This window comes from Streptomyces sp. LS1784, from assembly GCF_020103755.1.
Taxonomy (GTDB): Bacteria; Actinomycetota; Actinomycetes; order Streptomycetales; family Streptomycetaceae; genus Kitasatospora.
Window position 1 is genome coordinate 1 of record NZ_JAHSQD010000074.1, and the last position, 24,276, is coordinate 24,276.

Annotated in this window: 18 protein-coding genes and 2 tRNA genes; 18 read left to right on the plus strand and 2 right to left on the minus strand. The window is 70.4% G+C overall.

The genetic code is table 11. The features are described from left to right. The first annotated feature begins 157 nt into the window (after window positions 1-157). Complete coding sequence (locus KS423_RS12070) at window positions 158-1,201, plus strand: UDP-N-acetylmuramate dehydrogenase (protein WP_224278182.1); 1,044 nt, start codon at window positions 158-160, stop codon at window positions 1,199-1,201. Here the strand turns inward: KS423_RS12070 and KS423_RS12075 are convergent. Further along, the gene (locus KS423_RS12075; RefSeq protein WP_224278184.1) at window positions 1,198-2,262 is read right to left on the minus strand and encodes an adenosine deaminase; all 1,065 of its coding nucleotides are present in this window, start codon (window positions 2,260-2,262) and stop codon (window positions 1,198-1,200) included. The genes KS423_RS12070 and KS423_RS12075 overlap by 4 nt on opposite strands. A gap of 152 nt (window positions 2,263-2,414) precedes the next feature. After that, window positions 2,415-3,662 carry a pyridoxal phosphate-dependent aminotransferase gene (locus tag KS423_RS12080; protein WP_224278186.1) on the minus strand — a complete coding sequence of 416 codons (1,248 nt, stop codon included), beginning with the start codon at window positions 3,660-3,662 and terminating at the stop codon, window positions 2,415-2,417. A gap of 283 nt (window positions 3,663-3,945) precedes the next feature. On the opposite strand from KS423_RS12080, the gene KS423_RS12085 reads away from it, so the two are divergent. The 17 genes from KS423_RS12085 to KS423_RS12165 all read left to right on the plus strand — a co-directional run bounded on the left by KS423_RS12085 (window position 3,946) and on the right by KS423_RS12165 (window position 24,088). After that, window positions 3,946-4,018 (plus strand) — tRNA-Trp (locus tag KS423_RS12085). 146 nt (window positions 4,019-4,164) lie between these two features. Then, a complete protein-coding gene (gene secE, locus KS423_RS12090) occupies window positions 4,165-4,494 on the plus strand; it encodes a preprotein translocase subunit SecE (protein WP_224278187.1) in 330 nt (109 codons plus the stop codon). Window positions 4,495-4,703: 209 nt separating this feature from the next. Further along, window positions 4,704-5,570, plus strand: coding sequence for a transcription termination/antitermination protein NusG (gene nusG, locus KS423_RS12095; RefSeq protein WP_224278189.1), 867 nt, complete (start codon window positions 4,704-4,706; stop codon window positions 5,568-5,570). Window positions 5,571-5,736: 166 nt separating this feature from the next. Then, a complete protein-coding gene (gene rplK, locus KS423_RS12100) occupies window positions 5,737-6,171 on the plus strand; it encodes a 50S ribosomal protein L11 (protein WP_224278191.1) in 435 nt (144 codons plus the stop codon). A gap of 97 nt (window positions 6,172-6,268) precedes the next feature. Then, complete coding sequence (gene rplA, locus KS423_RS12105) at window positions 6,269-6,991, plus strand: 50S ribosomal protein L1 (RefSeq protein WP_218198318.1); 723 nt, start codon at window positions 6,269-6,271, stop codon at window positions 6,989-6,991. Window positions 6,992-7,224: 233 nt separating this feature from the next. Beyond that, window positions 7,225-8,007: a hypothetical protein gene (locus tag KS423_RS12110; protein WP_224278193.1), complete on the plus strand. Its 783-nt coding sequence runs from the start codon at window positions 7,225-7,227 to the stop codon at window positions 8,005-8,007. 124 nt (window positions 8,008-8,131) lie between these two features. Beyond that, on the plus strand, window positions 8,132-8,992 hold the full coding sequence (locus KS423_RS12115; protein WP_224278195.1) for a hypothetical protein: 861 nt from the start codon (window positions 8,132-8,134) through the stop codon (window positions 8,990-8,992). Window positions 8,993-9,080: 88 nt separating this feature from the next. Beyond that, window positions 9,081-9,998, plus strand: coding sequence for a hypothetical protein (locus KS423_RS12120; RefSeq protein ID WP_224278197.1), 918 nt, complete (start codon window positions 9,081-9,083; stop codon window positions 9,996-9,998). A 162-nt stretch (window positions 9,999-10,160) separates the two neighbouring features. Further along, window positions 10,161-11,039, plus strand: a complete 879-nt coding sequence (locus KS423_RS12125) for a hypothetical protein (protein WP_224278205.1) — start codon at window positions 10,161-10,163, stop codon at window positions 11,037-11,039. Between the two features lie 369 nt (window positions 11,040-11,408). Beyond that, complete coding sequence (gene rplJ / locus KS423_RS12130) at window positions 11,409-11,972, plus strand: 50S ribosomal protein L10 (RefSeq protein ID WP_045693068.1); 564 nt, start codon at window positions 11,409-11,411, stop codon at window positions 11,970-11,972. Between the two features lie 89 nt (window positions 11,973-12,061). Beyond that, window positions 12,062-12,445: a 50S ribosomal protein L7/L12 gene (gene rplL / locus KS423_RS12135; RefSeq protein WP_224278207.1), complete on the plus strand. Its 384-nt coding sequence runs from the start codon at window positions 12,062-12,064 to the stop codon at window positions 12,443-12,445. Window positions 12,446-13,126: 681 nt separating this feature from the next. Then, entirely contained in the window at window positions 13,127-16,603 is a 3,477-nt protein-coding gene (gene rpoB / locus KS423_RS12140) for a DNA-directed RNA polymerase subunit beta (RefSeq protein WP_224278208.1), read from the plus strand. A 98-nt stretch (window positions 16,604-16,701) separates the two neighbouring features. Continuing rightward, complete coding sequence (locus KS423_RS12145; protein ID WP_224278209.1) at window positions 16,702-20,595, plus strand: DNA-directed RNA polymerase subunit beta'; 3,894 nt, start codon at window positions 16,702-16,704, stop codon at window positions 20,593-20,595. Between the two features lie 163 nt (window positions 20,596-20,758). Then, a tRNA-Met gene (locus KS423_RS12150) sits at window positions 20,759-20,832 on the plus strand. Window positions 20,833-21,022: 190 nt separating this feature from the next. Then, window positions 21,023-21,763 (plus strand): Sir2 family NAD-dependent protein deacetylase, encoded by a 741-nt coding sequence (locus tag KS423_RS12155; protein WP_224278217.1) that lies wholly within the window; start codon window positions 21,023-21,025, stop codon window positions 21,761-21,763. A 91-nt stretch (window positions 21,764-21,854) separates the two neighbouring features. Further along, on the plus strand, window positions 21,855-23,069 hold the full coding sequence (locus KS423_RS12160; RefSeq protein WP_224278219.1) for a cytochrome P450: 1,215 nt from the start codon (window positions 21,855-21,857) through the stop codon (window positions 23,067-23,069). Window positions 23,070-23,089: 20 nt separating this feature from the next. After that, the gene (locus tag KS423_RS12165; RefSeq protein WP_224278221.1) at window positions 23,090-24,088 is read left to right on the plus strand and encodes an ADP-ribosylglycohydrolase family protein; all 999 of its coding nucleotides are present in this window, start codon (window positions 23,090-23,092) and stop codon (window positions 24,086-24,088) included. Window positions 24,089-24,276 lie beyond the last annotated feature (188 nt).

A 24,276-nucleotide genomic window follows, 5' to 3' on the forward strand; every position in this document is an offset into this window, starting at 1 on the left:
AAGGCGCTGGTCGCGGCGGTGGGGGAGCGGGCCGGGGAACCGGCCTCGCCCGCGCGGATCTGAGCCACCGCGGCCGAAGCCTCGGGCGCGCGCCCCAGGGTGCGCGCCGCCGGGTGGCAGGGGTGCCGGGGTCCGCGCCACCCGTACGCTGGTGGGCGTGCTGGTAGAAAACGACGCTCCCCTCGCCCTGCTGACCACGCTCCGGCTCGGCGGCCCGGCCCGCCGCCTGGTGACCGCCCACACCGACGACGAGGTGATCGCCGCCGTGCGCGAGGCCGACGCGGCCGGCGAGCCGCTGCTGGTCCTCGGCGGCGGCTCCAACCTGGTGATCGGCGACGCCGGCTTCCCCGGCACCGTGCTGCGGATCGCCACCGAGGGCTTCGCCCTGGACGGCACCGTGCTGGAGGCCGCGGCCGGCGAGACCTGGTCCGAGGTGGTCCGCCGGACGGTGCTGGACCACGACCTGGCGGGCATCGAGTTCCTGGCCGGAATCCCCGGTTCGGTGGGCGCCACCCCGGTGCAGAACGTGGGCGCGTACGGCCAGGAGGTCGCGCAGTCGATCACCGAGGTGGTCGCGTACGACCGCACCGCCGACGAGGTGGTCGTGCTCCCGAACGCCGAGTGCGCGTTCTCCTACCGGCACAGCCGCTTCAAGGCCGAGCCGGACCGCTACGTGGTGCTGCGGGTGCGGTTCCGGCTGGAGGACAACGGCGGGCTCTCCACCCCCGTCCGCTACGCCGAGACCGCCCGGCACCTGGGCGTCGAGCAGGGCGACCGGGTGGCGGTCGGCACGGCCTGGAACGCGGTGCTGCTGCTGCGCGCGGGCAAGGGCATGGTGCTGGACCCGGCGGACCACGACACCTGGTCGGCCGGCTCCTTCTTCACCAACCCGGTGCTCACGGCCGCGCAGTACGAGTCCTTCCGCACCCGCCCGGGCGCCGAGGACGCCCCCGCCTACCCGGCCCCGGAGGGCTGCACCAAGACCTCGGCGGCCTGGCTGATCGACCGGGCGGGCTTCGGCAAGGGCTACGGCAGCGGCCCGGCGACGCTCTCCACCAAGCACACCCTGGCGCTCACCAACCGGGGATCGGCCACCGCCGACGACCTGCTGGACCTGGCCCGGGAGATCCGGGACGGGGTCCGCGACGCCTTCGGGGTGGAGCTGGTGAACGAGCCGGTGATGGTCGGCGTCAAGCTCTAGACGGGCACGGCGGCCGCGTCCGCGGGGGCGTGGCCGTCCACCAGCCAGGCGTCGATGTCCGCCAGCAGCTCCTTGCGGACGGCCTCCGGCGCGACCGAGCCGCGCACCGACTGCCGCGCCAGCTCGGCGAGCTCGGCGTCGGAGAAGCCCAGCACGTCCCGGACCAGCTCGTACTGGGCGGCCAGCCGGCTGCCGAACAGCAGCGGGTCGTCCGCACCCAGCGCGAGCGGCACCCCGGCGTCGAAGAGCCGGCGCAGCGGGACCTCCTCGGGGTGCTCGTAGACGCCGAGCGAGACGTTGGAGGACGGGCAGACCTCGCAGGTGACCTGCCGGTCCGCCAGCCGCTCCATCAGCCGGGGGTCCTCGGCGGCCCGCACGCCGTGGCCGATCCGGCCGGCGCCCAGGTCGTCCAGGCAGTCCCGGACGGACTCCGGGCCGGACAGCTCGCCGCCGTGCGGGGCCGCCAGCAGCCCGCCCTTGCGGGCGATCGCGAAGGCCCGGTCGAAGTCCCGGGCCAGGCCCCGGCGCTCGTCGTTGGAGAGGCCGAAGCCGACCACCCCGTGGTCGGCGTAGCGGACGGCCAGCCGGGCCAGCGTCCGGGCGTCCATCGGGGACTTCATCCGGTTGGCCGCGACCAGGACCCGGATGCCCACCCCGGTGGCCGAGGCGGCGTGCTCCACCGCGTCCAGGATCAGCTCCAGGGCGGGGATCAGCCCGCCCAGCCGGGGCGCGTACGAGGTCGGGTCGACCTGGATCTCCAGCCAGCGGGAGCCGTCCCGCCGCTCGTCCTCGGCGGTCTCCAGGACCAGCCGGCGGATGTCCTCCTCGTCCCGCAGCACCGAGCGGGCGGTGTCGTACAGCCGCTGGAAGCGGAACCAGCCCCGCTCGTCGGTGGCCCGCAGCCGGGGCGGCTCGCCGGAGCTGAGCGCGTCCGGCAGCCGGACGCCGTGCTTGTCGGCCAGCTCCAGGAGGGTGGCGGGGCGCATCGAGCCGGTGAAGTGCAGGTGCAGGTGGGCCTTCGGGAGGCCCCTGACGTCTCGCGGGTTCAACAGGCGTTCCATTCGCCGATACTGCCGTATACGGGCCCCGAACGGGAACCGCCCTCTTTCCATCCCCCGAAGGGGTGAAAGAGGGCGGTGTGCCGGGTGAATCCCATACGTCCGATTGACGTCAGTATCGGAACGGCCTCAGCGGCGGGCCTCGGCAAGGGGCCTCAGTCGCGGGCCTCGCCGAGCAGCTTCTGGATCCGGCTGATGCCCTCGACCAGGTCCTCGTCGCCGAGCGCGTAGGAGAACCGCAGGTAGCCCGGGGTGCCGAAGGCCTCACCCGGGACGGCGGCGACCTCGACCTCGTCCAGGATCAGGCTCGCCAGCTCGCCGGAGGTCTGCGGGCGACGGCCGCGGATCTCCTTGCCCAGCAGGCCCTTGACCGACGGGTAGGCGTAGAAGGCGCCCTCGGGCTCGGGGCAGACGACGCCCTCGATCTCGTTGAGCATCCGCACGATGGTCTTGCGGCGGCGGTCGAAGGCGGTGCGCATCTCGTGCACCGCGGACAGGTCGCCGGCCACGGCGGCGATCGCGGCGCGCTGGGCGACGTTGGAGACGTTCGAGGTGGCGTGCGACTGCAGGTTGGTCGCGGCCTTGATCACGTCCTTGGGGGCGATCACCCAGCCCACCCGCCAGCCGGTCATCGCGTAGGTCTTGGCGACACCGTTGACCACGATGCACTTGTCGGCCAGCTCGGGCAGCAGGGTCGGCAGCGAGGTGAACTTCGCGTCGCCGTAGACCAGGTGCTCGTAGATCTCGTCGGTGAGCACCCACAGGCCGTGCTCCAGCGCCCAGCGGCCGATCGCCTCGGCCTCGGCCTCGGTGTACACCGCGCCGGTCGGGTTGGACGGCGAGACGAACAGCACCACCTTGGTGTTCTCGGTGCGGGCGGCCTCCAGCTGCTCGACCGAGACCTTGTAGCCGGTGGTCTCGTCGGCCACGACCTCCACCGGGACACCGCCGGCCAGCTGGATCGACTCCGGGTAGGTGGTCCAGTACGGAGCCGGGACGATGACCTCGTCGCCCGGGTCCAGGATCGCGGCGAAGGCCTCGTAGATCGCCTGCTTGCCGCCGTTGGTGACCAGCACCTGGGAGGCGTCCACCTCGTAGCCGGAGTCGCGCAGCGTCTTGGCGGCGATCGCGGCCTTCAGCTCGGGCAGGCCACCCGCCGGGGTGTAACGGTGGTTCCTCGGGTCGCGGCAGGCCTCGACGGCCGCCTCGACGATGTAGTCCGGCGTGGGGAAGTCGGGCTCGCCGGCACCGAAGCCGATCACCGGACGGCCGGCCGCCTTGAGGGCCTTGGCCTTGGCGTCCACGGCGAGGGTCGCGGACTCGGCGATCGCGCCGATCCGGGCGGAGACCCGGCGGTCGGCGGGGCGGATGGACTGGTCGGGCTGCGGGGTGGAAGCGCTCATGCCTGCATGGTCGCAGAACCCGGACGGACCGGGCAGCGGGGTACCGGCATCCGTACGTTCCCGTCCGGATCGTGGCCCCGGCGATCCGGCGGCGGCGGCCCCGCCGGACCGGACATCCGCCGGGCGACGGGCCGGTCCGGAAGAAGAGGTTCGACCAAACACCCCTCGACCACGTACACTCGCTGCTCGACGGCCCGCCGAAAAGACCGGAGCTTTCACCGCCTGTACAGACAGCGGGGGGAGATGCGGTAGGTTGGTCGCCACCGGAGCCGCGAGGCACCGTAGGGCAATAGCTCAATTGGTAGAGCACCGGTCTCCAAAACCGGCGGTTGGGGGTTCGAGTCCCTCTTGCCCTGCTGCTAGACCCGTTTCAGCCCGTTCGCTCCACAGGAGTGAGCGGGCTTGATGCGGAGATGGCACCGATCAGCACCGCTAGCCGACTGGCCGTGCCCCACCGGGTGCGTGGCGAAGCTCGGCAGGACCCGGATTCAGGTGAGGACGAGTGACGGAGACCACGGGCTCCACCGCAACGCCTGAGAGCGGCAACCCCGAGGGTGCCGACGGCGCTGCCGAGACCACGTCGACCGAGGGGTCGGGCAAGCGCGGCAACCGCGAGAAGAAGTCCGGCAAGCGGGCCAAGAAGGGCCTGTTCGCCCGCATCGGCCTGTTCTACCGCCAGATCATCGCGGAACTGCGCAAGGTCGTCTGGCCGACCCGCGGCGAGCTCACCAGCTACACCGCCGTCGTGGTCACCTTCGTGGTGGTCGTGATGGCCTTCGTGGCCGGCCTGGACTACGGCTTCTCCAAGCTGAGCCTCTGGGTCTTCGGCTGACCGGCCGCCCCACCTCTCGAACAACCTCCCGACCCGGGCCGAATCCTCGGCCCGGGTCGAGCTGTCGGTGCCGGACGTACGCGCGGTTACCGTGGACTCGGTACTGTTGAAGTCTCCGAGGCCTCACCTGGCGCCCGCGCGAGCGGCCGTACGCCGGGCCGGTCGAGGAGCGCGCCACCTTCACCATCTCCAGGAAAGAAGCCGCCACCGTGTCTGAGTCCCCCCTGTACGACGCCGACGAGACCGTCCGCGAGGCGGATGTCGCCGCCGAGCTGGACGCGGCCGAGCTGGCTGACGACACCGAGTCCGCCGAGCAGATCGTGGACGCCGCGGACAGCGACGAGGACGAGGTCGAGGCGTACGACGAGGCCGAGGCCGGCGAGCCCGCCGAGGATGCCGCGCTGCACGTGGAGGGCGACGCCGAGTCCGCCGTCGCCGAGGAGTCCGTCGAGGAGGAGCCGGCCGAGGAGGTCGACCCGGTCGCCAAGTTCCGCGAGGACCTGCGCTTCATGCCGGGCGAGTGGTACGTGATCCACACCTACGCCGGCTACGAGAACCGGGTGAAGCAGAACCTGGAGCAGCGCGCCGTCTCGCTGAACGTCGAGGAGTACATCTTCCAGGCCGAGGTGCCGCAGGAGGAGGTCGTCCAGATCAAGAACGGCGACCGCAAGACCATCCGCCAGAACAAGCTCCCCGGCTACGTCCTGGTGCGCATGGACCTCACCCCCGAGTCCTGGGGCGTCGTGCGCAACACCCCGGGTGTCACCGGCTTCGTCGGCAACGCCTACGACCCGTACCCGCTGACCCTGGACGAGGTCGTCAAGATGCTCGCCCCCGACGTCGAGCGCCAGGCCGCCAAGGAGGCCGGCAAGGCCTCGCCGGTCCGCCCGGTCGAGGTCCAGGTGCTGGACTTCGAGGTCGGCGACTCGGTCACCGTCACCGACGGTCCGTTCGCGACCCTCCAGGCGACCATCAACGAGATCAACCCGGACTCGAAGAAGGTCAAGGGTCTCGTCGAGATCTTCGGCCGCGAGACCCCGGTCGAGCTCTCCTTCGACCAGATCCAGAAGAACTAGTCGTAACGCTCTTCGGATTCGGGGCGGGGCCGCGGGCCCTGCCCCGAATCCGTTTTGGTCCAGCGGCGCGGACGCGTTAGCCTGGTCCGATGTGTGTGCTGGCGGCCGGGTGTCGCCCCGGTTCCGCACGCACCAGCAATCACCTCTCGGAAGGACCCGGAGAGACATGCCTCCCAAGAAGAAGAAGGTCACGGGGCTTATCAAGCTCCAGATCAACGCCGGTGCGGCCAACCCGGCCCCGCCGGTCGGCCCCGCGCTGGGTCAGCACGGCGTCAACATCATGGAGTTCTGCAAGGCCTACAACGCTGCGACCGAGTCGCAGCGCGGCATGATCGTGCCGGTGGAGATCACGGTCTACGAGGACCGTTCCTTCACCTTCATCACGAAGACGCCGCCGGCCGCGCGCCTCATCCTGAAGGCCGCCGGTATCGAGAAGGGCTCCAGCGAGCCGCACAAGACCAAGGTCGCCAAGCTCACCAGCGCCCAGGTCCGCGAGATCGCCACGACCAAGATGCCCGACCTGAACGCCAACGACCTGGACGCTGCGGAGAAGATCATCGCCGGCACCGCCCGGTCGATGGGCATCACCGTCGAGGGCTGATCTCCCCCGTCAGGGACAGATCGGCTCAGCCGTCCCCTGTGGTAGGGCCCGCGCAGGCCCGTGACACCACAACTCCATTCACCATTCAGGAGCAGCCATGAAGCGCAGCAAGGCCCTGAAGGCCGCGGACGCCCAGGTCGACCGCGAGCGCCTTTACGCCCCCCTCGAGGCCGTCCGCCTCGCCAAGGCGACCAGCACCACCAAGTTCGACGGCACCGTTGAGGTCGCCATGCGTCTGGGCGTCGACCCGCGCAAGGCCGACCAGATGGTCCGCAGCACCGTGATCCTCCCGCACGGCACCGGTAAGACCGCTCGGGTCCTGGTCTTCGCGACCGGCGAGCGTGCCGAGGCCGCGCGTGCTGCGGGCGCCGACATCGTCGGTGCCGACGAGCTGATCGACGAGGTCGCGAAGGGCAAGCTGGACTTCGACGCCGTCGTCGCCACCCCGGACCTCATGGGCAAGGTCGGCCGCCTCGGCCGCGTGCTCGGTCCCCGTGGTCTGATGCCGAACCCGAAGACCGGCACCGTGACCCCGGACGTCGCCAAGGCTGTCAACGACATCAAGGGCGGCAAGATCGAGTTCCGCGTCGACAAGCACTCGAACCTGCACTTCATCATCGGTAAGGCCTCCTTCACCGACGAGCAGCTGGTCGAGAACTACGCCGCCGCGCTGGACGAGGTGCTCCGCGCCAAGCCGTCCGCCGCCAAGGGCCGGTACATCAAGAAGACCGCCTTCTCCACCACCATGGGCCCCGGCATCCTGGTCGACCCGAACCGCACCCGCAACCTCCTCGTCGAGGAGGACCCGGCCGCGGTCTGAGCCCCAGTGCTCTAGAGCAGTCCGTACGGCGGGCCCGCACCCCCTTCACCCGGGGGTGCGGGCCCGCCGTCGTTCCCGGAACCGGGACCGGCCGCAACCGGGACCGGGCAGGAACGCCGGTGGGCCGTAACGGTTGCCGGATCGGGACACCGGCGGATGGGAACAGCGGGCCGAACCGTCGTACGCTCTGCCGGTCAGACCATGTGGAGAAGCTGTGACCGCCGGAGTGTGCCGTGCCGCCCGCCCCTCGCCCCACCGTTCTCGTAGCGGCCCTGCTGCTGCTCGCCACCACCACCGGGTGCAGCCTGCTGGCCGCCCCGACCACCGGCACCCCCGGTGGGCCCGCGCCGGTGCCGCCCAAGCAGGTGGTGCTCGCGGCCGCGCAGATGCTGGACGACACCGGCAGTGCCCGGATCGACGTGGTGCAGGAGGGCCCGGGCGGCCGGCGCACCGCGAGCGGCTCACTGGTCTGGGGCGCCTCGGACGAGGCCGCACTGACCGTCACCGACGAGCTGGGCAGCGGGCGGCTGACCGTGAAGGACGGCGCGCTCGACCTCGTCTACCAGGGTGGCGCGGCCAAGCACGCGGAGCGGAGCACCGCCGAGTCGGTCGACCCCGGGGCGGGCCCCGACCCGGAGGGCTTCGCGGGCGGCTGGACGACCGCGCTGATCACCGGCCCGGGCGGCCGGGCGTACGCGGTCGCGCAGAGCGTCAAACTCGGCTCGCTCGGCGGCGAGCAGCTGGCCGGGGTGACCGCGGCGCACTACCAGGGCTCCGCGCCGGTGGTCGAACTGTTCGGCAAGGACGAGGAGTTGAGCCCGCAGCGGCGTGCCGCCACACTGGACTGGTACCGGCAGCACGGGGTGACGGCGATCGGCTACGACGTCTGGGTCGGGCCCGGCATGCAGCTGCTGCGGCTGCGTGAGACGGTCCGGGGGAGTGCGGGAACCACGGTGACCACGACCGATGTCTCGGCTCCCGGGGCGGCGGACGCGACGCCCGCCGCGGGCGGGTGACGGGGAGGGGATATCCGGTGCGTGGGGATGCCGACGATCCGTTAGAGTCCGCCTGAGAAGAACATGAGAAGAGCTGATGATCGGTTCTTCCATGGGGGGATGTAAATCTCACGGGGGTGGTTTCATGCGCGCTCTGCGCCTCGCCTCGACCGTCGCCACGGCGGCCGTCCTGCTCGGTGCGGTCACCGCCTGCGGAAGCAGCGGCGGCAGCGACACCAAGCCCGGTGACACCAAGGGCGGTGACGCCAAGTCCGGTGACGCCAAGGTCGGCGACCCGCTCGCGGCGGCACTGGCCGGGGACCCGAAGGCCGCGCTGGCCGCCTCCGCGGTGGTGATGCAGAAGGCCGGGAACGGCAAGGTCACCATGGTCCCGTCCAACCCCGACAACCCCGGCGGCACCGGCGACGCGGACTGGAAGGACCCGGCCAAGACGGCCGTGGACCTGGCCGGCGACATGGGGGGCAAGAAGCTCCGGATCCGGGTGATCGGCACGGACGCCTACCTCGGCGGCGACGAGGCGGCCACGGCCCTGGGCGGCAAGCGCTGGGTCAAGCTGTCCTCGGACGAGACGGGCGACAGCTTCCGGGCGGCGGGCCAGATGATGAACCCGGTCGTCCTGCTCACCGTCGCGGCTCAGAGCGGAAAGCTCTCCAAGGTCGGCCAGGAGACCGTGGACGGTGTCCAGACCACCCACCTGCGGGCGGAACAGGACACCTCCGCGGTGGTGGCCGGGATGTCGTCGCTCCCGGCGGACCGGCGCCAGGCCGTCCAGAAGGCGCTGGAGGAGGACGGCAAGACCCTCACCATCGACTTCTGGCTGAACGGCAAGCAGGAGCTCGTCCAGTACCAGGAGTACGGCGAGAAGAACGGCAGCAAGGACGCCGTCACCGTCAAGTACGCGAACCTCGGCAAGGCCGCCGCGATCGCGGCGCCGGCCGCCGGCGACCTCGGCAACGAGGCCGACCTGCTCAAGCTGCTCGGCTGATCCCGCCGGACCGTACGCCGAGCCCACCGGCCACAACCGGCTACCACCCCGGGAGCACCTCGCGCCCGGGTTCCTCAAGGGGGGAATCATGGCTGGAACCCGCAACACCGCCGTCGCCGTCGTCCTCGCCGCCCTGGCGCTGACCGCGACCGCGTGCAACAACAACGACGACAAGAGCGCCGCCCCGGCCGCGCCGACCACGGCCGCCGCCACCTCGGCCACCCCGTCGGCCGCCGCCCCGGCCACCGGCGCGAAGCCGGAGAAGGTCAGCCCGGCGGTCTTCCTGGAGCAGGTCACCCAGAAGACCAGCGCGGCCAAGTCGGCGAAGGTCGACGAGCTGATCAAGGTCGGCCAGACGACCATGAAGGGCAAGGGGGCGGTGTCCTGGGCCGACGGCCTGGAGGCCGACCTCACGATGGACCTGTCGGGCTCCCCGATGGCCAAGGTCATGGAGCCGGTGACCGGCGGGCCGAACGTGCGGTACCTGTACACCAAGGACGCGATGTTCATGCGCATGGGCGGGAAGATCGTGCAGGACGGCGGCCCGCAGTGGGTGCGCTACAGCAAGGCCGACCTGGCCAAGGCGTCCGGCGGCTCGACCGACCAGCTCCAGAGCGCCGACCCGGTGCAGGGCGTCCGGACCCTGATCGCCAGCGGAAAGGTCACCGAGGTCGGCCAGGAGACGGTGAACGGCAAGGCCACCACCCACTACACCGGCGTGCTCAGCGCCGCCGACGTGGCCAAGGCCACCAGCCAGGGCATGACCCAGGCGCAGGTCGAGCGGCTCAAGCAGAACCTGGACGCGGCCGGCGTCACCAGCGACCAGATCGACGTCTGGGTCGACGCCGACCAGCTCGTGGTCAAGCGGCGCGAGCAGGCCGAGACCAAGGCCGGGACGATGGACGTCACCGTCAACTACTCGGACTACGGCACCCCGGTGACCGCCACCGCCCCGACGGACTTCATCGACCTCGCCGACATCCAGAAGGCCGGCGCCACCAGCTGATCCGCGCGCCCCCCGGGCGGCGTCCCGCCGCCGGTCCCGGCTCGGCCGACCCGGTGGATACGCCCGCCCGAGGGGGCCGCCGCCGGGCGGACCGGGGACGGGTGGCAGGGTGGCCGGAACGAGGCCGCCGTCGGACGGGGCCGGGCGAGAGGGGAACGGACGATGGCGGGACGGCAGCGGTTGGCGGCAGTGGCCGTCGTCGTCCTGCTGACGAGCGGACTGAGCGGCTGCGGCGGAGGCGGGGAGGCACCCGCCACGCCGTCCGGCAGCCCGACCCCGACCAGCGCCTCGCCGTCCGCCGCCTCCCCGAGCGCCCACGCCAAGCCGACCGACCGCTCGCCGCACGGGGTGCTGCTCTCCGCCCAGCTGGCCATGCAGACCGCCCGCCGGGCCAAGGTCAGCTACCGGCTCGGCGCGGACGCCGGGTCCGGCCCGCTGTTCTGGCAGCCCAAGACCGCGCTCCAGATCAAGCGCTCCACCCCGGCCGAGGCCGAGCAGCTGATCGTCGTGGACACCGTCGCCTACCAGGGCGGGGACACCGCCACCGCGGCCCGGCAGGGCGGGAAGCACTGGGAACGCTTCACCGTCCCGCCGGACGCGGACGGCCACAAGGAGGTCCCGTACGCCGGGCTGATCGACCTGCTGAACCCGGTCGAGGCGCTGACCGCGGCCACCGCCGAGGGGACGGTGCCCGAATTCGTCGGCGAGGAGAAGTCCGAGGACTCGACCGTCGAGCACTACCGGGTCACCACCACCGCCGAGAAGTACGCGGCCGCCCAGACCCAGCTGACCCAGTCCCGCCGGGACGGCCTGCGGGCCGCGCTCGCGCCCGGCGGCTCGCTCTCGCTCACCCTGGACCTCTGGCTCAACGACAAGGACCAGCTGGTCCGGCTCCAGCGCACCGGCAGCGGGGACAGCGGCCAGGCGGACGACTCGGTGCTCTACACCGACCTCGCCGGGGCGTTGCTCTCGGCGCAGGCGCCGGCCGAGACGGACACCGTGGACACCGGCGTCCGGACGGTCTCCCCACTGGCCCGCTGAGCCGTGCCGGGCCGCGCCGAGGGGCCCCGGGTTGCTCTGTCCGAGGGCGATTTGCACCTGACCAGCGGCTCCGGCTAATCTGGCCGAAGCCAAAGACCGCTGGTTGTCGCCGCGCGCCCGTCAGGGAGCCGGTGGCCGAAGGATCTGCGCTTCGTCGCAGGCAGCCCGCGCAGGTGTGTCTGGAGCTTCGACTTCCGGGTCCGCGTTCGCGCGGCCGCCCGTCGAGGTCGTTCCGAGCCCCGTGCCCCTGCGCACCGGGGCTCATTGCGTTTCCGCAGGAGCTTTCCTTCCGTCCGGTCGGTCCACGGCGACCTAGGTCGACTTTCGCGGTCGGCCCGACTTCGACATCACGGAAGGAGGCGTAAGCCTATGGCCAGGCCCGACAAGGCTGCTGCCGTCGCCGAGATCACGGACAAGTTCCGTGGCTCCTCCGCGGCGCTGCTGACCGAGTACCGCGGTCTCTCGGTGAAGCAGGTCAAGACCCTGCGTCGCTCGCTCGGCGACAACGCCGAGTACGCCGTGGTGAAGAACACGCTGACCAAGATCGCGGCCAATGAGGTCGGGATCACGGAGCTCGACGACCTGTTCAACGGTCCGACGGCTGTCGCCTTCGTCACCGGTGACCCGGTGGAGTCGGCGAAGGCTCTGCGTGACTTCGCCAAGGAGAACCCCGCTCTCATCATCAAGGGCGGTGTCCTTGACGGCAAGGCGCTGTCCGCCGATGAGATCAAGAAGCTCGCGGACCTCGAGTCCCGCGAGGTGCTGCTCGCCAAGCTGGCGGGTGCCCTGAAGGCCAAGCAGTCCCAGGCTGCCGCGCTCTTCCAGGCCCTGCCGTCGAAGCTCGTCCGCACCGTGGACGCGCTGCGCGACAAGGTCGAGCAGGGCGGTGCCGGTACGCCGGCTCCCGCCGCCGAGGACGCTGCCGCCGAGTAATTCGGCAGGCTCACGCCTCGCTGCGGGCCCGTGCCCGCCCAACCCGTACATCCGGCACCACCTGCCGATTTAGTGGAAGGACGCCAATCATGGCGAAGCTGACCCAGGACGAGCTGCTCGCGCAGTTCGAGGAGCTCACCCTCATCGAGCTGGCCGCCTTCGTGAAGGCCTTCGAGGAGAAGTTCGACGTCACCGCTGCCGCTCCGGTCGCCGTTGCCGCCGCCGGCGTTGCCGGCCCGGCCGCCGAGGCCGTTGAGGAGCAGGACGAGTTCGACGTCATCCTCGAGGCCGCTGGCGACAAGAAGATCCAGGTCATCAAGGAGGTGCGCACCCTGACCTCCCTCGGCCTGAAGGAGGCCAAGGACCTCGTTGACACCGCTGGTGCCAAGGTCCTGGAGAAGGTTGCCAAGGACGTTGCCGAGAAGGCCAAGGCTGCCCTCGAGGGCGCCGGCGCCAAGGTCACCGTCAAGTGATCTCGCGCCCCCTCTGAGGGGGCGTACGGCCGGGCCGACCACCCTTGCGGGTGGTCGGCCCGGCCTTTTCGCGTTTCCGGGGCAGGCCCGTTCCCCCGACCGGCCGGTACGGACCACCGGTGTGGCCGATGGCTCACTCGGCACCGTCGGTGCCGGGGGGTAGGGTGATCACCGGAGTCGAGGGCGGCCCCACCACGGCTTCTGTAACGCCGAGGGGGTCCGGATCGATAGACCGGTCGAGGCCCGCACCGTCGGTGGGCCCTTGACGAACCAGGCATGGCGCGCGATTCTCAAGGCGCGAGTCCGCCCGGTTGGTTCGCCGCTGGATGCATAACCAGCGGCCCGGCGGGAAATGACTCCACGTGAGTTAGAGCAGTACCCGGTGGGCGCCCGCGCCCGCCGGCTACCGGGAGGAGTCTCCGATTCGGTCTCCGAATCAGAGCTGGACAGCAGTGTCGCCTTTGGCTACACTGTCCCTTTGCGCTGCCTGTTAGCTGCTCCGTGACTCGTCGCCCGGAGTTTGCGTTGCCCTGAAGGGGTCTGGCACCGCCTCCGCAAAGCGGCTCTGACCTGGGGTTTCGACTCCGGCAGAGGCCAGTGGCGAGGGAGGCGGCACCAAGCCCAAGCAGGCCCGGCTGGTACGCGCGTAGTGAGCTCCGAGCCCTCGGAAGGACCCCCCTCTTGGCCGCGCCGCGCAACGCCTCGAACAATTCCGCCGCATCCACCGCCCCGCTCCGCGTCTCCTTCGCGAAGATCAAGGAGCCCCTCGAGGTCCCGAACCTCCTGGCCCTGCAGACCGAGAGCTTTGACTGGCTGCTCGGCAACGCGGCCTGGAAGGCCCGGGTCGAGGAGGCGCTGGAGTCCGGTCAGGACGTCCCCACCAAGTCCGGTCTGGAGGAGATCTTCGAGGAGATCTCCCCGATCGAGGACTTCAGCGGGTCGATGTCGCTGACCTTCCGCGACCACCGTTTCGAGCCGCCGAAGAACTCCATTGACGAGTGCAAGGACCGCGACTTCACGTACGCGGCCCCGCTCTTCGTCACGGCCGAGTTCACCAACAACGAGACCGGTGAGATCAAGTCTCAGACGGTCTTCATGGGCGACTTCCCGCTCATGACCCACAAGGGCACGTTCGTGATCAACGGCACCGAGCGTGTCGTCGTGTCGCAGCTGGTCCGCTCCCCGGGTGTGTACTTCGACTCCACCCTGGACAAGGTGTCCGACAAGGACATCTACTCCTGCAAGGTCATCCCCTCGCGTGGTGCCTGGCTGGAGATGGAGATCGACAAGCGCGACATGGTCGGCGTTCGCATCGACCGCAAGCGCAAGCAGTCCGTCACCGTGCTGCTCAAGGCCCTCGGCTGGACCAACGAGATGATTCTCGAGGAGTTCGGCGAGTACGAGTCCATGCGCAACACCCTGGAGAAGGACCACACCCAGGGCCAGGACGACGCGCTGCTGGACATCTACCGCAAGCTGCGTCCGGGCGAGCCGCCGACGCGCGAGGCCGCGCAGACGCTGCTGGAGAACCTGTACTTCAACCCGAAGCGCTACGACCTCGCCAAGGTCGGCCGCTACAAGGTCAACCGCAAGCTGGGCAACGCCGAGTCGCTGGACTCCGGCGTGCTCACCGAGCCCGACATCATCGGTGCGATCAAGTACCTGGTGAAGCTGCACGCGGGCGAGACCGAGTGGCGTGACGGCGAGGGCCGCGACATCGTGGTCGAGGTCGACGACATCGACCACTTCGGCAACCGCCGCCTGCGCAACGTCGGCGAGCTCATCCAGAACCAGGTCCGTACGGGTCTCGCCCGCATGGAGCGCGTCGTGCGCGAGCGCATGACCACCCAGGACGTCGAGGCGATCACGCCGCAGACCCTGATCAACATCCGGCCGGTCGTCGCCTCCATCAAGGAGTTCTTCGGCACCAGCCAGCTGTCGCAGTTCATGGACCAGACGAACCCGCTGTCGGGCCTGACCCACAAGCGCCGTCTGTCCGCGCTGGGCCCCGGTGGTCTGTCCCGTGAGCGGGCCGGCTTCGAGGTCCGTGACGTGCACCCCTCGCACTACGGCCGCATGTGTCCGATCGAGACCCCCGAAGGCCCGAACATCGGTCTGATCGGCTCGCTGGCCTCGTACGGCCGGGTCAACGCGTTCGGCTTCATCGAGACGCCGTACCGCAAGGTCGTCGACGGTGTGGTCACCGAGCAGGTCGACTACCTGACCGCCGACGAGGAGGACCGCTACGTCATCGCCCAGGCGAACGCGCCGCTGACCGCGGACCTGCACTTCGCCGAGCCGCGCGTCCTGGTCCGCCGCCGTGGCGGCGAGATCGACTACATCCCGGGCTCCGAGATCGACTACATGGACGTCTCGCCGCGCCAGATGGTGTCGGTCGCGACCGCCATGATCCCGTTCCTCGAGCACGACGACGCCAACCGCGCGCTCATGGGCTCGAACATGATGCGCCAGGCGGTGCCGCTGCTGAAGAGCGAGGCCCCGCTGGTCGGTACCGGCATGGAGTACCGCTGCGCCGTCGACGCCCAGGACGTCATCACCGCCGAGAAGGCCGGTGTGGTCCAGGAGGTCTCGGCCGACTACGTCACCGTGGCCAACGACGACGGCACGTACACCACGTACCGCGCCGCCAAGTTCACCCGCTCCAACCAGGGCACCTCCTTCAACCAGAAGGTGCTCGTGGACGAGGGCGCCCGGGTCGAGGTCAACCAGGTGCTGGCCGACGGCCCGTGCACCGACGAGGGCGAGATGGCCCTCGGCAAGAACCTGCTCGTGGCGTTCATGTCGTGGGAGGGTCACAACTACGAGGACGCGATCATCCTGTCGCAGCGCCTCGTGCAGGACGACGTCCTCTCCTCGATCCACATCGAGGAGCACGAGGTCGACGCCCGTGACACCAAGCTCGGCCCCGAGGAGATCACCCGGGACATCCCGAACGTCTCCGAGGAGGTCCTGGCCGACCTCGACGAGCGCGGCATCATCCGGATCGGCGCCGACGTCGTCACCGGCGACATCCTGGTCGGCAAGGTCACCCCGAAGGGTGAGACCGAGCTGACCCCCGAGGAGCGCCTGCTCCGCGCGATCTTCGGCGAGAAGGCCCGCGAGGTCCGCGACACCTCGCTGAAGGTCCCGCACGGTGAGTCCGGCAAGGTCATCGGCGTGCGCGTGTTCGACCGCGAGGAGGGCGACGAGCTTCCCCCGGGCGTCAACCAGCTGGTCCGCGTCTACGTGGCCCAGAAGCGCAAGATCACCAACGGTGACAAGCTCGCCGGCCGCCACGGCAACAAGGGCGTCATCTCCAAGATCCTGCCGGTCGAGGACATGCCGTTCCTGGAGGACGGCACCCCGGTCGACATCATCCTCAACCCGCTGGGTGTCCCGTCCCGAATGAACCCGGGACAGGTCCTGGAGATCCACCTCGGCTGGCTCGCCAAGCAGGGCTGGGACGTCTCCGGCCTCGCCGACGAGTGGGCCAAGCGCCTCCAGGCGATCGGCGCCGACCAGGTCGAGGGCGGCACCAACCTCGCCACCCCGGTCTTCGACGGCGCCCGCGAGGACGAGATCACCGGCCTGCTGGACAACACCATCCTCACCCGTGACGGTGAGCGCCTGGTGAACTCCACCGGCAAGGCCCGGCTGTTCGACGGTCGCTCCGGCGAGCCGTTCCCGATGCCGATCTCGGTCGGCTACATGTACATCCTCAAGCTGCACCACCTGGTCGACGACAAGCTGCACGCCCGTTCGACCGGTCCGTACTCGATGATCACCCAGCAGCCGCTCGGTGGTAAGGCGCAGTTCGGTGGTCAGCGCTTCGGTGAGATGGAGGTGTGGGCCCTGGAGGCGTACGGCGCGGCCTACGCGCTCCAGGAACTGCTCACCATCAAGTCCGACGACGTCCTCGGCCGAGTCAAGGTCTACGAGGCCATCGTCAAGGGCGAGAACATCCCCGAGCCCGGCATTCCCGAGTCCTTCAAGGTTCTCATCAAGGAAATGCAGTCGCTCTGCCTCAACGTGGAGGTGCTGTCCTCGGACGGCCAGTCCATCGAGATGCGGGACTCCGACGAGGACGTGTTCCGCGCCGCCGAGGAGCTCGGCATCGACCTGTCCCGGCGCGAGCCCAGCAGCGTCGAAGAGGTCTGACGGAGGTAGGGCCGGCCGCAGCAGCGGCCGGCCCGCCCCCAGGCCCCCCTCAGACCACATGAACGACTCTCGACTTACGAAAGAGGGCTTGACGACCAGTGCTTGACGTCAACTTCTTCGACGAGCTCCGCATCGGCCTGGCCACCGCCGACGACATCCGCCAGTGGTCGCACGGCGAGGTCAAGAAGCCGGAGACCATCAACTACCGCACCCTGAAGCCCGAAAAGGACGGCCTCTTCTGCGAGAAGATCTTCGGCCCCACCCGGGACTGGGAGTGCTACTGCGGTAAGTACAAGCGCGTCCGCTTCAAGGGCATCATCTGCGAGCGCTGCGGCGTCGAGGTGACCCGCGCCAAGGTGCGCCGTGAGCGGATGGGCCACATCGAGCTGGCCGCCCCGGTCACGCACATCTGGTACTTCAAGGGCGTGCCGTCCCGTCTGGGCTACCTGCTCGACCTGGCGCCGAAGGACCTCGAGAAGGTCATCTACTTCGCCGCCTACATGATCACCTGGGTCGACGACGAGCGCCGCCAGCGCGACCTGCCGTCCCTGGAGGCGCACGTCTCGGTCGAGCGCCAGCAGATCGAGAACCGCCGCGACTCCGACCTCGAAGCCCGCGCCAAGAAGGCCGAGACCGACCTGGCCGAGCTGGAGGCCGAGGGCGCCAAGGCCGACGTGCGCCGCAAGGTGCGCGAGGGCGCCGAGCGCGAGATGAAGCAGCTGCGCGACCGCGCGCAGCGCGAGCTCGACCGCCTCGACGAGGTGTGGGCCCGCTTCAAGAACCTCAAGGTCCAGGACCTTGAGGGCGACGAGCTGCTCTACCGCGAGCTGCGCGACCGCTTCGGCACCTACTTCTCCGGCTCGATGGGTGCGGCGGCCCTCAAGGACCGCCTGGAGACCTTCGACCTGGCGGAGGAGTCCGAGCGCCTGCGCGAGATCATCCGCACCGGCAAGGGCCAGAAGAAGACCCGTGCGCTGAAGCGCCTCAAGGTCGTCTCCGCGTTCCTGCAGACCACCAACAAGCCCAACGGCATGGTGCTGGACTGCGTCCCGGTCATCCCGCCGGACCTGCGTCCGATGGTGCAGCTGGACGGTGGCCGCTTCGCGACCTCCGACCTGAACGACCTGTACCGCCGCGTGATCAACCGCAACAACCGCCTGAAGCGCCTGCTCGACCTCGGTGCCCCCGAGATCATCGTGAACAACGAGAAGCGCATGCTCCAGGAGGCCGTCGACGCGCTGTTCGACAACGGCCGCCGCGGCCGTCCGGTCACCGGTCCGGGCAACCGCCCGCTGAAGTCCCTCAGCGACATGCTGAAGGGCAAGCAGGGTCGTTTCCGTCAGAACCTGCTCGGCAAGCGAGTCGACTACTCGGCCCGTTCGGTCATCGTCGTCGGCCCGCAGCTCAAGCTGCACCAGTGCGGTCTGCCGAAGGCCATGGCGCTGGAGCTCTTCAAGCCGTTCGTGATGAAGCGCCTGGTCGACCTGAACCACGCGCAGAACATCAAGTCGGCCAAGCGCATGGTCGAGCGTGCCCGCCCGGTCGTGTGGGACGTGCTCGAAGAGGTCATCGCCGAGCACCCGGTCCTGCTGAACCGTGCGCCCACCCTGCACCGCCTCGGCATCCAGGCCTTCGAGCCGCAGCTGGTCGAGGGCAAGGCCATCCAGATCCACCCGCTCGTCTGCACCGCGTTCAACGCGGACTTCGACGGTGACCAGATGGCCGTCCACCTGCCGCTCTCCGCGGAGGCGCAGGCCGAGGCCCGCATCCTGATGCTGTCCTCGAACAACATCCTGAAGCCGGCCGACGGTCGCCCCGTCACCATGCCGACCCAGGACATGGTGCTCGGTCTGTTCTTCCTGACCTCGGACCGCGACAACGTGAAGGGCGCCGGCCGCACCTTCTCGTCGACCGCCGAGGCGATCATGGCCTTCGACGCCCGCGACCTGGACGTCCAGGCCCCGATCGAGCTGCGCCTGCCGGCCGGCACCGTCCCGCCGCGCGGCTGGACCGCCCCGGTGGACGAGGACGGCCAGTCGACCTGGTACGAGGGCGAGCCCTTCCGCCTGACCACCACCCTGGGCCGCGCGCTCTTCAACGAGCTGCTGCCCGAGGACTACCCGTTCGTCGACTACGAGGTGGGCAAGAAGCAGCTCTCCGCGATCGTCAACGACCTGGCGGAGCGCTACCCCAAGGTCGTCGTCGCGGCGACCCTGGACAACCTGAAGGCGGCCGGCTTCCACTGGTCGACCCGCTCGGGTGTCACCGTCTCGATCTCGGACGTCATCGTCCCGCCGAGCAAGCCCCAGATCCTGGAGGGCTTCGAGGCGAAGGCGGAGAAGGTCCAGAAGCAGTACGAGCGCGGTCTGATCACCAACGACGAGCGCAAGCAGGAGCTCGTCGGCATCTGGACCCAGGCGACCAACGAGGTCGCGGACGCCATGGCCGCGAACTTCCCGAAGACGAACCCCATCTTCATGATGGTCGACTCGGGTGCTCGTGGAAACATGATGCAGATGCGCCAGATCGCCGGTATGCGTGGTCTGGTGTCGAACGCCAAGAACGAGACCATCCCGCGACCCATCAAGGCGTCGTTCCGTGAGGGTCTCACCGTGCTGGAGTACTTCATCTCCACCCACGGTGCCCGTAAGGGTCTGGCCGACACCGCCCTCCGTACCGCCGACTCCGGTTACCTCACCCGTCGTCTGGTCGACGTCTCCCAGGACGTCATCATTCGCGAGGAGGACTGCGGCACCGAGCGCGGCCTGAAGCTGGCGATCGGTTCCGTGGGCGCGGACGGCGTGCTGCGCAAGGCCGACGACGTCGAGACCAGCGTGTACGCCCGCATGCTCGCCGAGGACATCACCGTCGACGGCAAGCTGCTGGCCACCGCCAACACCGACCTCGGTGACGTCCTGATCGACGAACTGATCCGCCACGGCATCGGCGAGGTCAAGACCCGCTCGATCCTGACCTGTGAGTCGGCCGTCGGCACCTGCGCCATGTGCTACGGGCGCTCGCTGGCCACCGGCAAGCTGGTCGACATCGGTGAGGCGGTCGGCATCATCGCCGCCCAGTCCATCGGTGAGCCCGGTACCCAGCTGACCATGCGTACCTTCCACACCGGTGGTGTGGCCGGTGACGACATCACCCAGGGTCTGCCGCGTGTCGTCGAGCTCTTCGAGGCCCGTACCCCCAAGGGTGTGGCCCCGATCTCGGAGGCCGCCGGCCGGGTCCGGATCGAGGACACCGAGAAGACCCGCAAGCTGGTCGTCACGCCGGACGACGGCAGCGACGAGATCGCCTACCCGGTCTCGAAGCGCGTGAAGCTGCTGGTCAGCGAGGGCGAGGCGGTCGAGGTCGGCCAGAAGCTGACCATGGGTGCCACCAACCCGCACGACGTCCTGCGCATCATGGGCCAGCGTGCCGTCCAGGTCCACCTGGTCGCCGAGGTCCAGAAGGTCTACAACTCGCAGGGTGTGTCGATCCACGACAAGCACATCGAGATCATCATCCGGCAGATGCTCCGCCGCGTGACGATCATCGAGTCGGGCGACGCCGAGCTGCTGCCCGGCGAGCTGGTCGAGCGCGGTCGCTTCGAGCAGGAGAACCGCCGCGTCGTCGCCGAGGGCGGTCACCCCGCCTCCGGCCGTCCGCAGCTGATGGGTATCACCAAGGCCTCGCTGGCCACCGAGTCCTGGCTGTCGGCCGCCTCCTTCCAGGAGACGACCCGGGTCCTCACCGACGCGGCGATCCACGCCAAGTCGGACCCGCTGCTGGGCCTCAAGGAGAACGTCATCCTCGGTAAGCTCATCCCGGCCGGTACGGGTCTGCCCCGCTACCGCAACATCCGGGTCGAGCCGACCGAGGAGGCCAAGGCCGCGATGTACTCGGCCGTCGGCTACGACGACTACGACCTGTCGCCCTTCGGCGCCGGCTCCGGCCAGGCGGTCCCGCTGGACGACTACGACTACGGCCCGTACACCGGCTGAGTCACCTCCCGGCCCGACCACGGGCCCGGACCGCATGGGCGGTCACCCCGCACGGGGTGGCCGCCCTGCGGCGTTCCAGGCCCCTCGGCCGAGCGCTGCCGGGGTCCGGAGGGAAACCCGGTTAGGACATTCGGCCGGAGTCGCGTAGAGTCGTGTTCACCGACGCGGGGTGGAGCAGCTCGGTAGCTCGCTGGGCTCATAACCCAGAGGTCGCAGGTTCAAATCCTGTCCCCGCTACTCGTTCGAAGGGCCCGGAGGCACCAAGCCTCCGGGCCCTTCGGCGTTCCATCCCGCTTGCCGCCTGCTCGCGCTCGCCCCGCGCGCCGTCCTGGCCTGAAGTGCGCGTCCTGGCCTGAAGTGTGCCCCGGCCCGGCGCACCCGGATTTTCGGTGGCCGTGGGCGGGCCGCCGCCCGTACCGTCCGGGGTATGAACGCGAAGCGCCCCCTGATCGCCGTCCTGACCGGCGCGGGCATCTCGACGGACTCCGGCATCCCCGACTACCGCGGCCCGCAGGGGCTGTGGCAGAAGGACCCGTCGGCCCAGGAGCTGGTCACCATCGGGCCGTACCGGGACGACCCGGAGGTGCGCCGGCGGGCCTGGCGGATGCGTCTGGAGACGGGCGCACTGGCCGCCGAGCCGAACGCCGGGCACCGGGCGCTGGTCGACCTGGAGCGTTCCGGGCTGCCGCTGCGGGTGCTCACCCAGAACATCGACGGGCTGCACCAGAAGTCCGGGCTGACCGCCCGCAAGGTGCTCGAACTGCACGGCAACGCGCGGGAGACGCAGTGCCTGCGCTGCCGGGTGGTCGGTTCGATGGCGGAGGCTCTGGACCGGGTCGAGGCGGGCGAGCCGGACCCGGCGTGCCGGGAGTGCGGGGGGATCCTCAAGCCGCGCATCGTGATGTTCGGCGAGAACCTGGACCCGGAGGTGCTCGGGCAGGCCGACTCGGTCGCCCGGGCGTGCGACGTGTTCATCGCGATCGGGACGAGCCTGCAGGTGTTCCCGGTGGCGGCGCTGCCGTACAACGCGGTGAAGACCGGGGCGAAGCTGATCATCGTGAACGGCGAGCCGACGCCGTACGACGAAGCGGCGACCGAGGTGATCCGGGAGCCGATCTCCCAGGCGCTGCCCGGGCTGGTGCGCCGACTTGTCCTGGAGCGGGCCTGAGCAGGGGCCGGAAGGGTCATGTTCCCGGACGCACCGCGTGCGTACGATGATCTTTCCGGCTTCCCCCCTCATGGCCTGGAGTGATCGACCGATGACGACGACGGCGAAGTTCGACCCCTGGTCGGCGGCGTTCGTGGCCCACCCGTACGACGCGTACGCCGAACTGCGCGAGCACGCACCGGTGACGTACTTCGAGCCGACGAACCAGTGGCTGGTCTCGCGCCACGAGGACGTCAGCGCCCTGCTGCGCGACCGGCGGCTGGGCCGCACCTACACCCACCGCTTCAGCCACGCGGAGTTCGGCCGCACCGAGCCCGATCCGGCGCACGAGCCCTTCCACACCCTGAACGACCACGGGCTGCTGGACCTGGAAGGGCCGGACCACACCCGGCTGCGCCGACTGGTCTCCAAGGCCTTCACCCCGCGCATGGTCGAGGGCCTGCGTCCCACCGTGCAGCGGCTGGCCGGTGAGCTGGTCGACGAACTGCTCGCGGCCGGCGGCGGCGACCTGATCGCCACCGTCGCCGAGCCGCTGCCGGTCGCCGTGATCGCCGAGATGCTCGGCGTGCCGGAGGGCGACCGGCACCTGCTGAGGCCGTGGTCCGCCGACATCACCGGGATGTTCGAGCTCAACCCGACCGAGGAGGCCGCCCGCCGGGCCGTCACCGCGAGCATCGAGTTCTCCGACTACCTGCGCACCCTGATCCGCGAGCGCCGGGCGAACCCGGGGACGGACCTGATCAGCGCGCTGATCCAGGCCCAGGAGGGCTCCGACGCGCTCAGCGAGCAGGAGATGATCTCCACCTGCGTGCTGCTGCTCAACGCCGGCCACGAGGCGACCGTCAACACCACCGGCAACGGCTGGTGGGCGCTGTTCCGCAACCCCGGGGAGCTCGCCCGGCTGCGCGGCTCGGTGGACGAGCTGCTGCCCACCGCCGTCGAGGAGCTGATGCGCTGGGACACCCCGCTGCAGATGTTCGAGCGCTGGGTGCTGGAGGACATCGAGGTCCGCGGCGTCACCATCCCGCGCGGCGCCGAGATCGCCCTGCTCTTCGGCTCCGCCAACCGCGACCCCGAGCGCTTCGCCGACCCGGACCGCCTCGACCTCGGCCGCACCGACAACCCGCACATCACCTTCGGCGCCGGAATCCACTTCTGCCTCGGCGCCCCGCTTGCCAGACTGGAGCTCACCGAGTCCTACGGCACGCTGCTGCGCCGGGCCCCGGGCCTGCGGCTGGTCCGCGAGCCCGAGTGGAACCCGGGCTACGTGATCCGCGGGCTCAAGGAACTGCTGGTCGAGGTGTAGCGAGTGGAGGGGGAGCGGCCGTGGGCAAGGCGACGGGGGCGCTGCTGGGGCTGGCGATCGGGGACGCGATCGGCCGGGTGACGGAGTTCAGGACCATCGAGGAGATCGCCGCCGACCACCCGGACTGGCGGCGGCTCCCGCTGCCGGAGAAGGCGCTGGTCACCGACGACACCCAGATGACCCTCGCCCTGGCCCGCGGCCTGCGCACCGCCCTGGCGCGCGGGCCGCTGACGCCCCTGCGGCTGGCGCGGCCGGTCCGCGAGGAGTTCGTCGACTGGTGGCGCTCCCCGCAGAACAACCGCGCCCCCGGCATGACCTGCCTGCGCGCCTGCGAGCGGCTCAGCCACGACGAGTACCGCTGGCAGCAGGCCGGCGACGTCGGCTCCAAGGGCTGCGGCGCCAACATGCGGGTCGCCCCGATCGGGCTGGTCCGCGAGCTGGACGCCCGGCAGCACGCCGGCGCCGCCCAGCTCCAGTCCGCGCTCACCCACGGCCACCCCACCGCGCTCGCCGCGAGCGACCTCACCGCGTACGCCGTCCGCAAGCTCGCCGAGGGCCTGCCGCCGGCCGGTCTGCCCGCGGTGCTGCGGGCGTACGCGGTGGCGAGCCGGAAGCGGTACGACGGGTTCTGGCTCGGTGACCTCGCCGACCGCTGGTGGGGCAGCTCCCCGCAGGCCGTCCTCGCCCGGGGCTGGGACGACTGCCTCAAGGTGCTCGACCAGCTGGAGGCCGCGCTCGCCGCGCCCGACGTCGAGGCCGACCCCTGCCTGGCCACCGGAGAGGGCTGGGTCGCCGAGGAGGCCCTCGGCACCGGTCTGCTCTGCTTCCTGCTGCTGCCGGACGACCCGGTGGCGGCCGTCCGCCGGGCCGCGTACTCCAGCGGCGACTCCGACTCGCTGGCCTGCCTGACCGGCGCCTTCGCGGGCGCCCACCACGGCGAGGCGGCCTGGCCGGCCGACTGGGTGGAGCGGATCGAGCACCGGGACGAACTGCTGGAGTTCGGGGCGCTCTGGGACTGATCCGGGGCGCTCAGGGCCGGACGGAACCGGTCTTCGGGGCGGCGCGTCGAAGGGCCATGACGAACCGCAGCACCGCAACCCGCCGCACCCTCCGCCGCCCGGCGGCGCTGCTCCTCGCGGCCGCGCTCGCCACACCGCTGCTCGCCGGCTGCGGCAGCACCGGAGCCGCCGCGCCCGTGGAGCTCCGG

Coding starts and splice junctions, on each gene's coding strand:
- KS423_RS12120 (WP_224278197.1), top strand. CDS start 9,081: ATGGCTGGAACCCGCAACACCGCCGTCGCCGTCGTCCTCGCCGCCCTG.
- rplK (WP_224278191.1), top strand. CDS start 5,737: ATGCCTCCCAAGAAGAAGAAGGTCACGGGGCTTATCAAGCTCCAGATC.
- rplJ (WP_045693068.1), top strand. CDS start 11,409: ATGGCCAGGCCCGACAAGGCTGCTGCCGTCGCCGAGATCACGGACAAG.
- KS423_RS12155 (WP_224278217.1), top strand. CDS start 21,023: ATGAACGCGAAGCGCCCCCTGATCGCCGTCCTGACCGGCGCGGGCATC.
- KS423_RS12080 (WP_224278186.1), bottom strand. CDS start 3,662: ATGAGCGCTTCCACCCCGCAGCCCGACCAGTCCATCCGCCCCGCCGAC.
- KS423_RS12125 (WP_224278205.1), top strand. CDS start 10,161: ATGGCGGGACGGCAGCGGTTGGCGGCAGTGGCCGTCGTCGTCCTGCTG.
- KS423_RS12115 (WP_224278195.1), top strand. CDS start 8,132: ATGCGCGCTCTGCGCCTCGCCTCGACCGTCGCCACGGCGGCCGTCCTG.
- KS423_RS12160 (WP_224278219.1), top strand. CDS start 21,855: ATGACGACGACGGCGAAGTTCGACCCCTGGTCGGCGGCGTTCGTGGCC.
- KS423_RS12075 (WP_224278184.1), bottom strand. CDS start 2,262: ATGGAACGCCTGTTGAACCCGCGAGACGTCAGGGGCCTCCCGAAGGCC.
- rplL (WP_224278207.1), top strand. CDS start 12,062: ATGGCGAAGCTGACCCAGGACGAGCTGCTCGCGCAGTTCGAGGAGCTC.
- rplA (WP_218198318.1), top strand. CDS start 6,269: ATGAAGCGCAGCAAGGCCCTGAAGGCCGCGGACGCCCAGGTCGACCGC.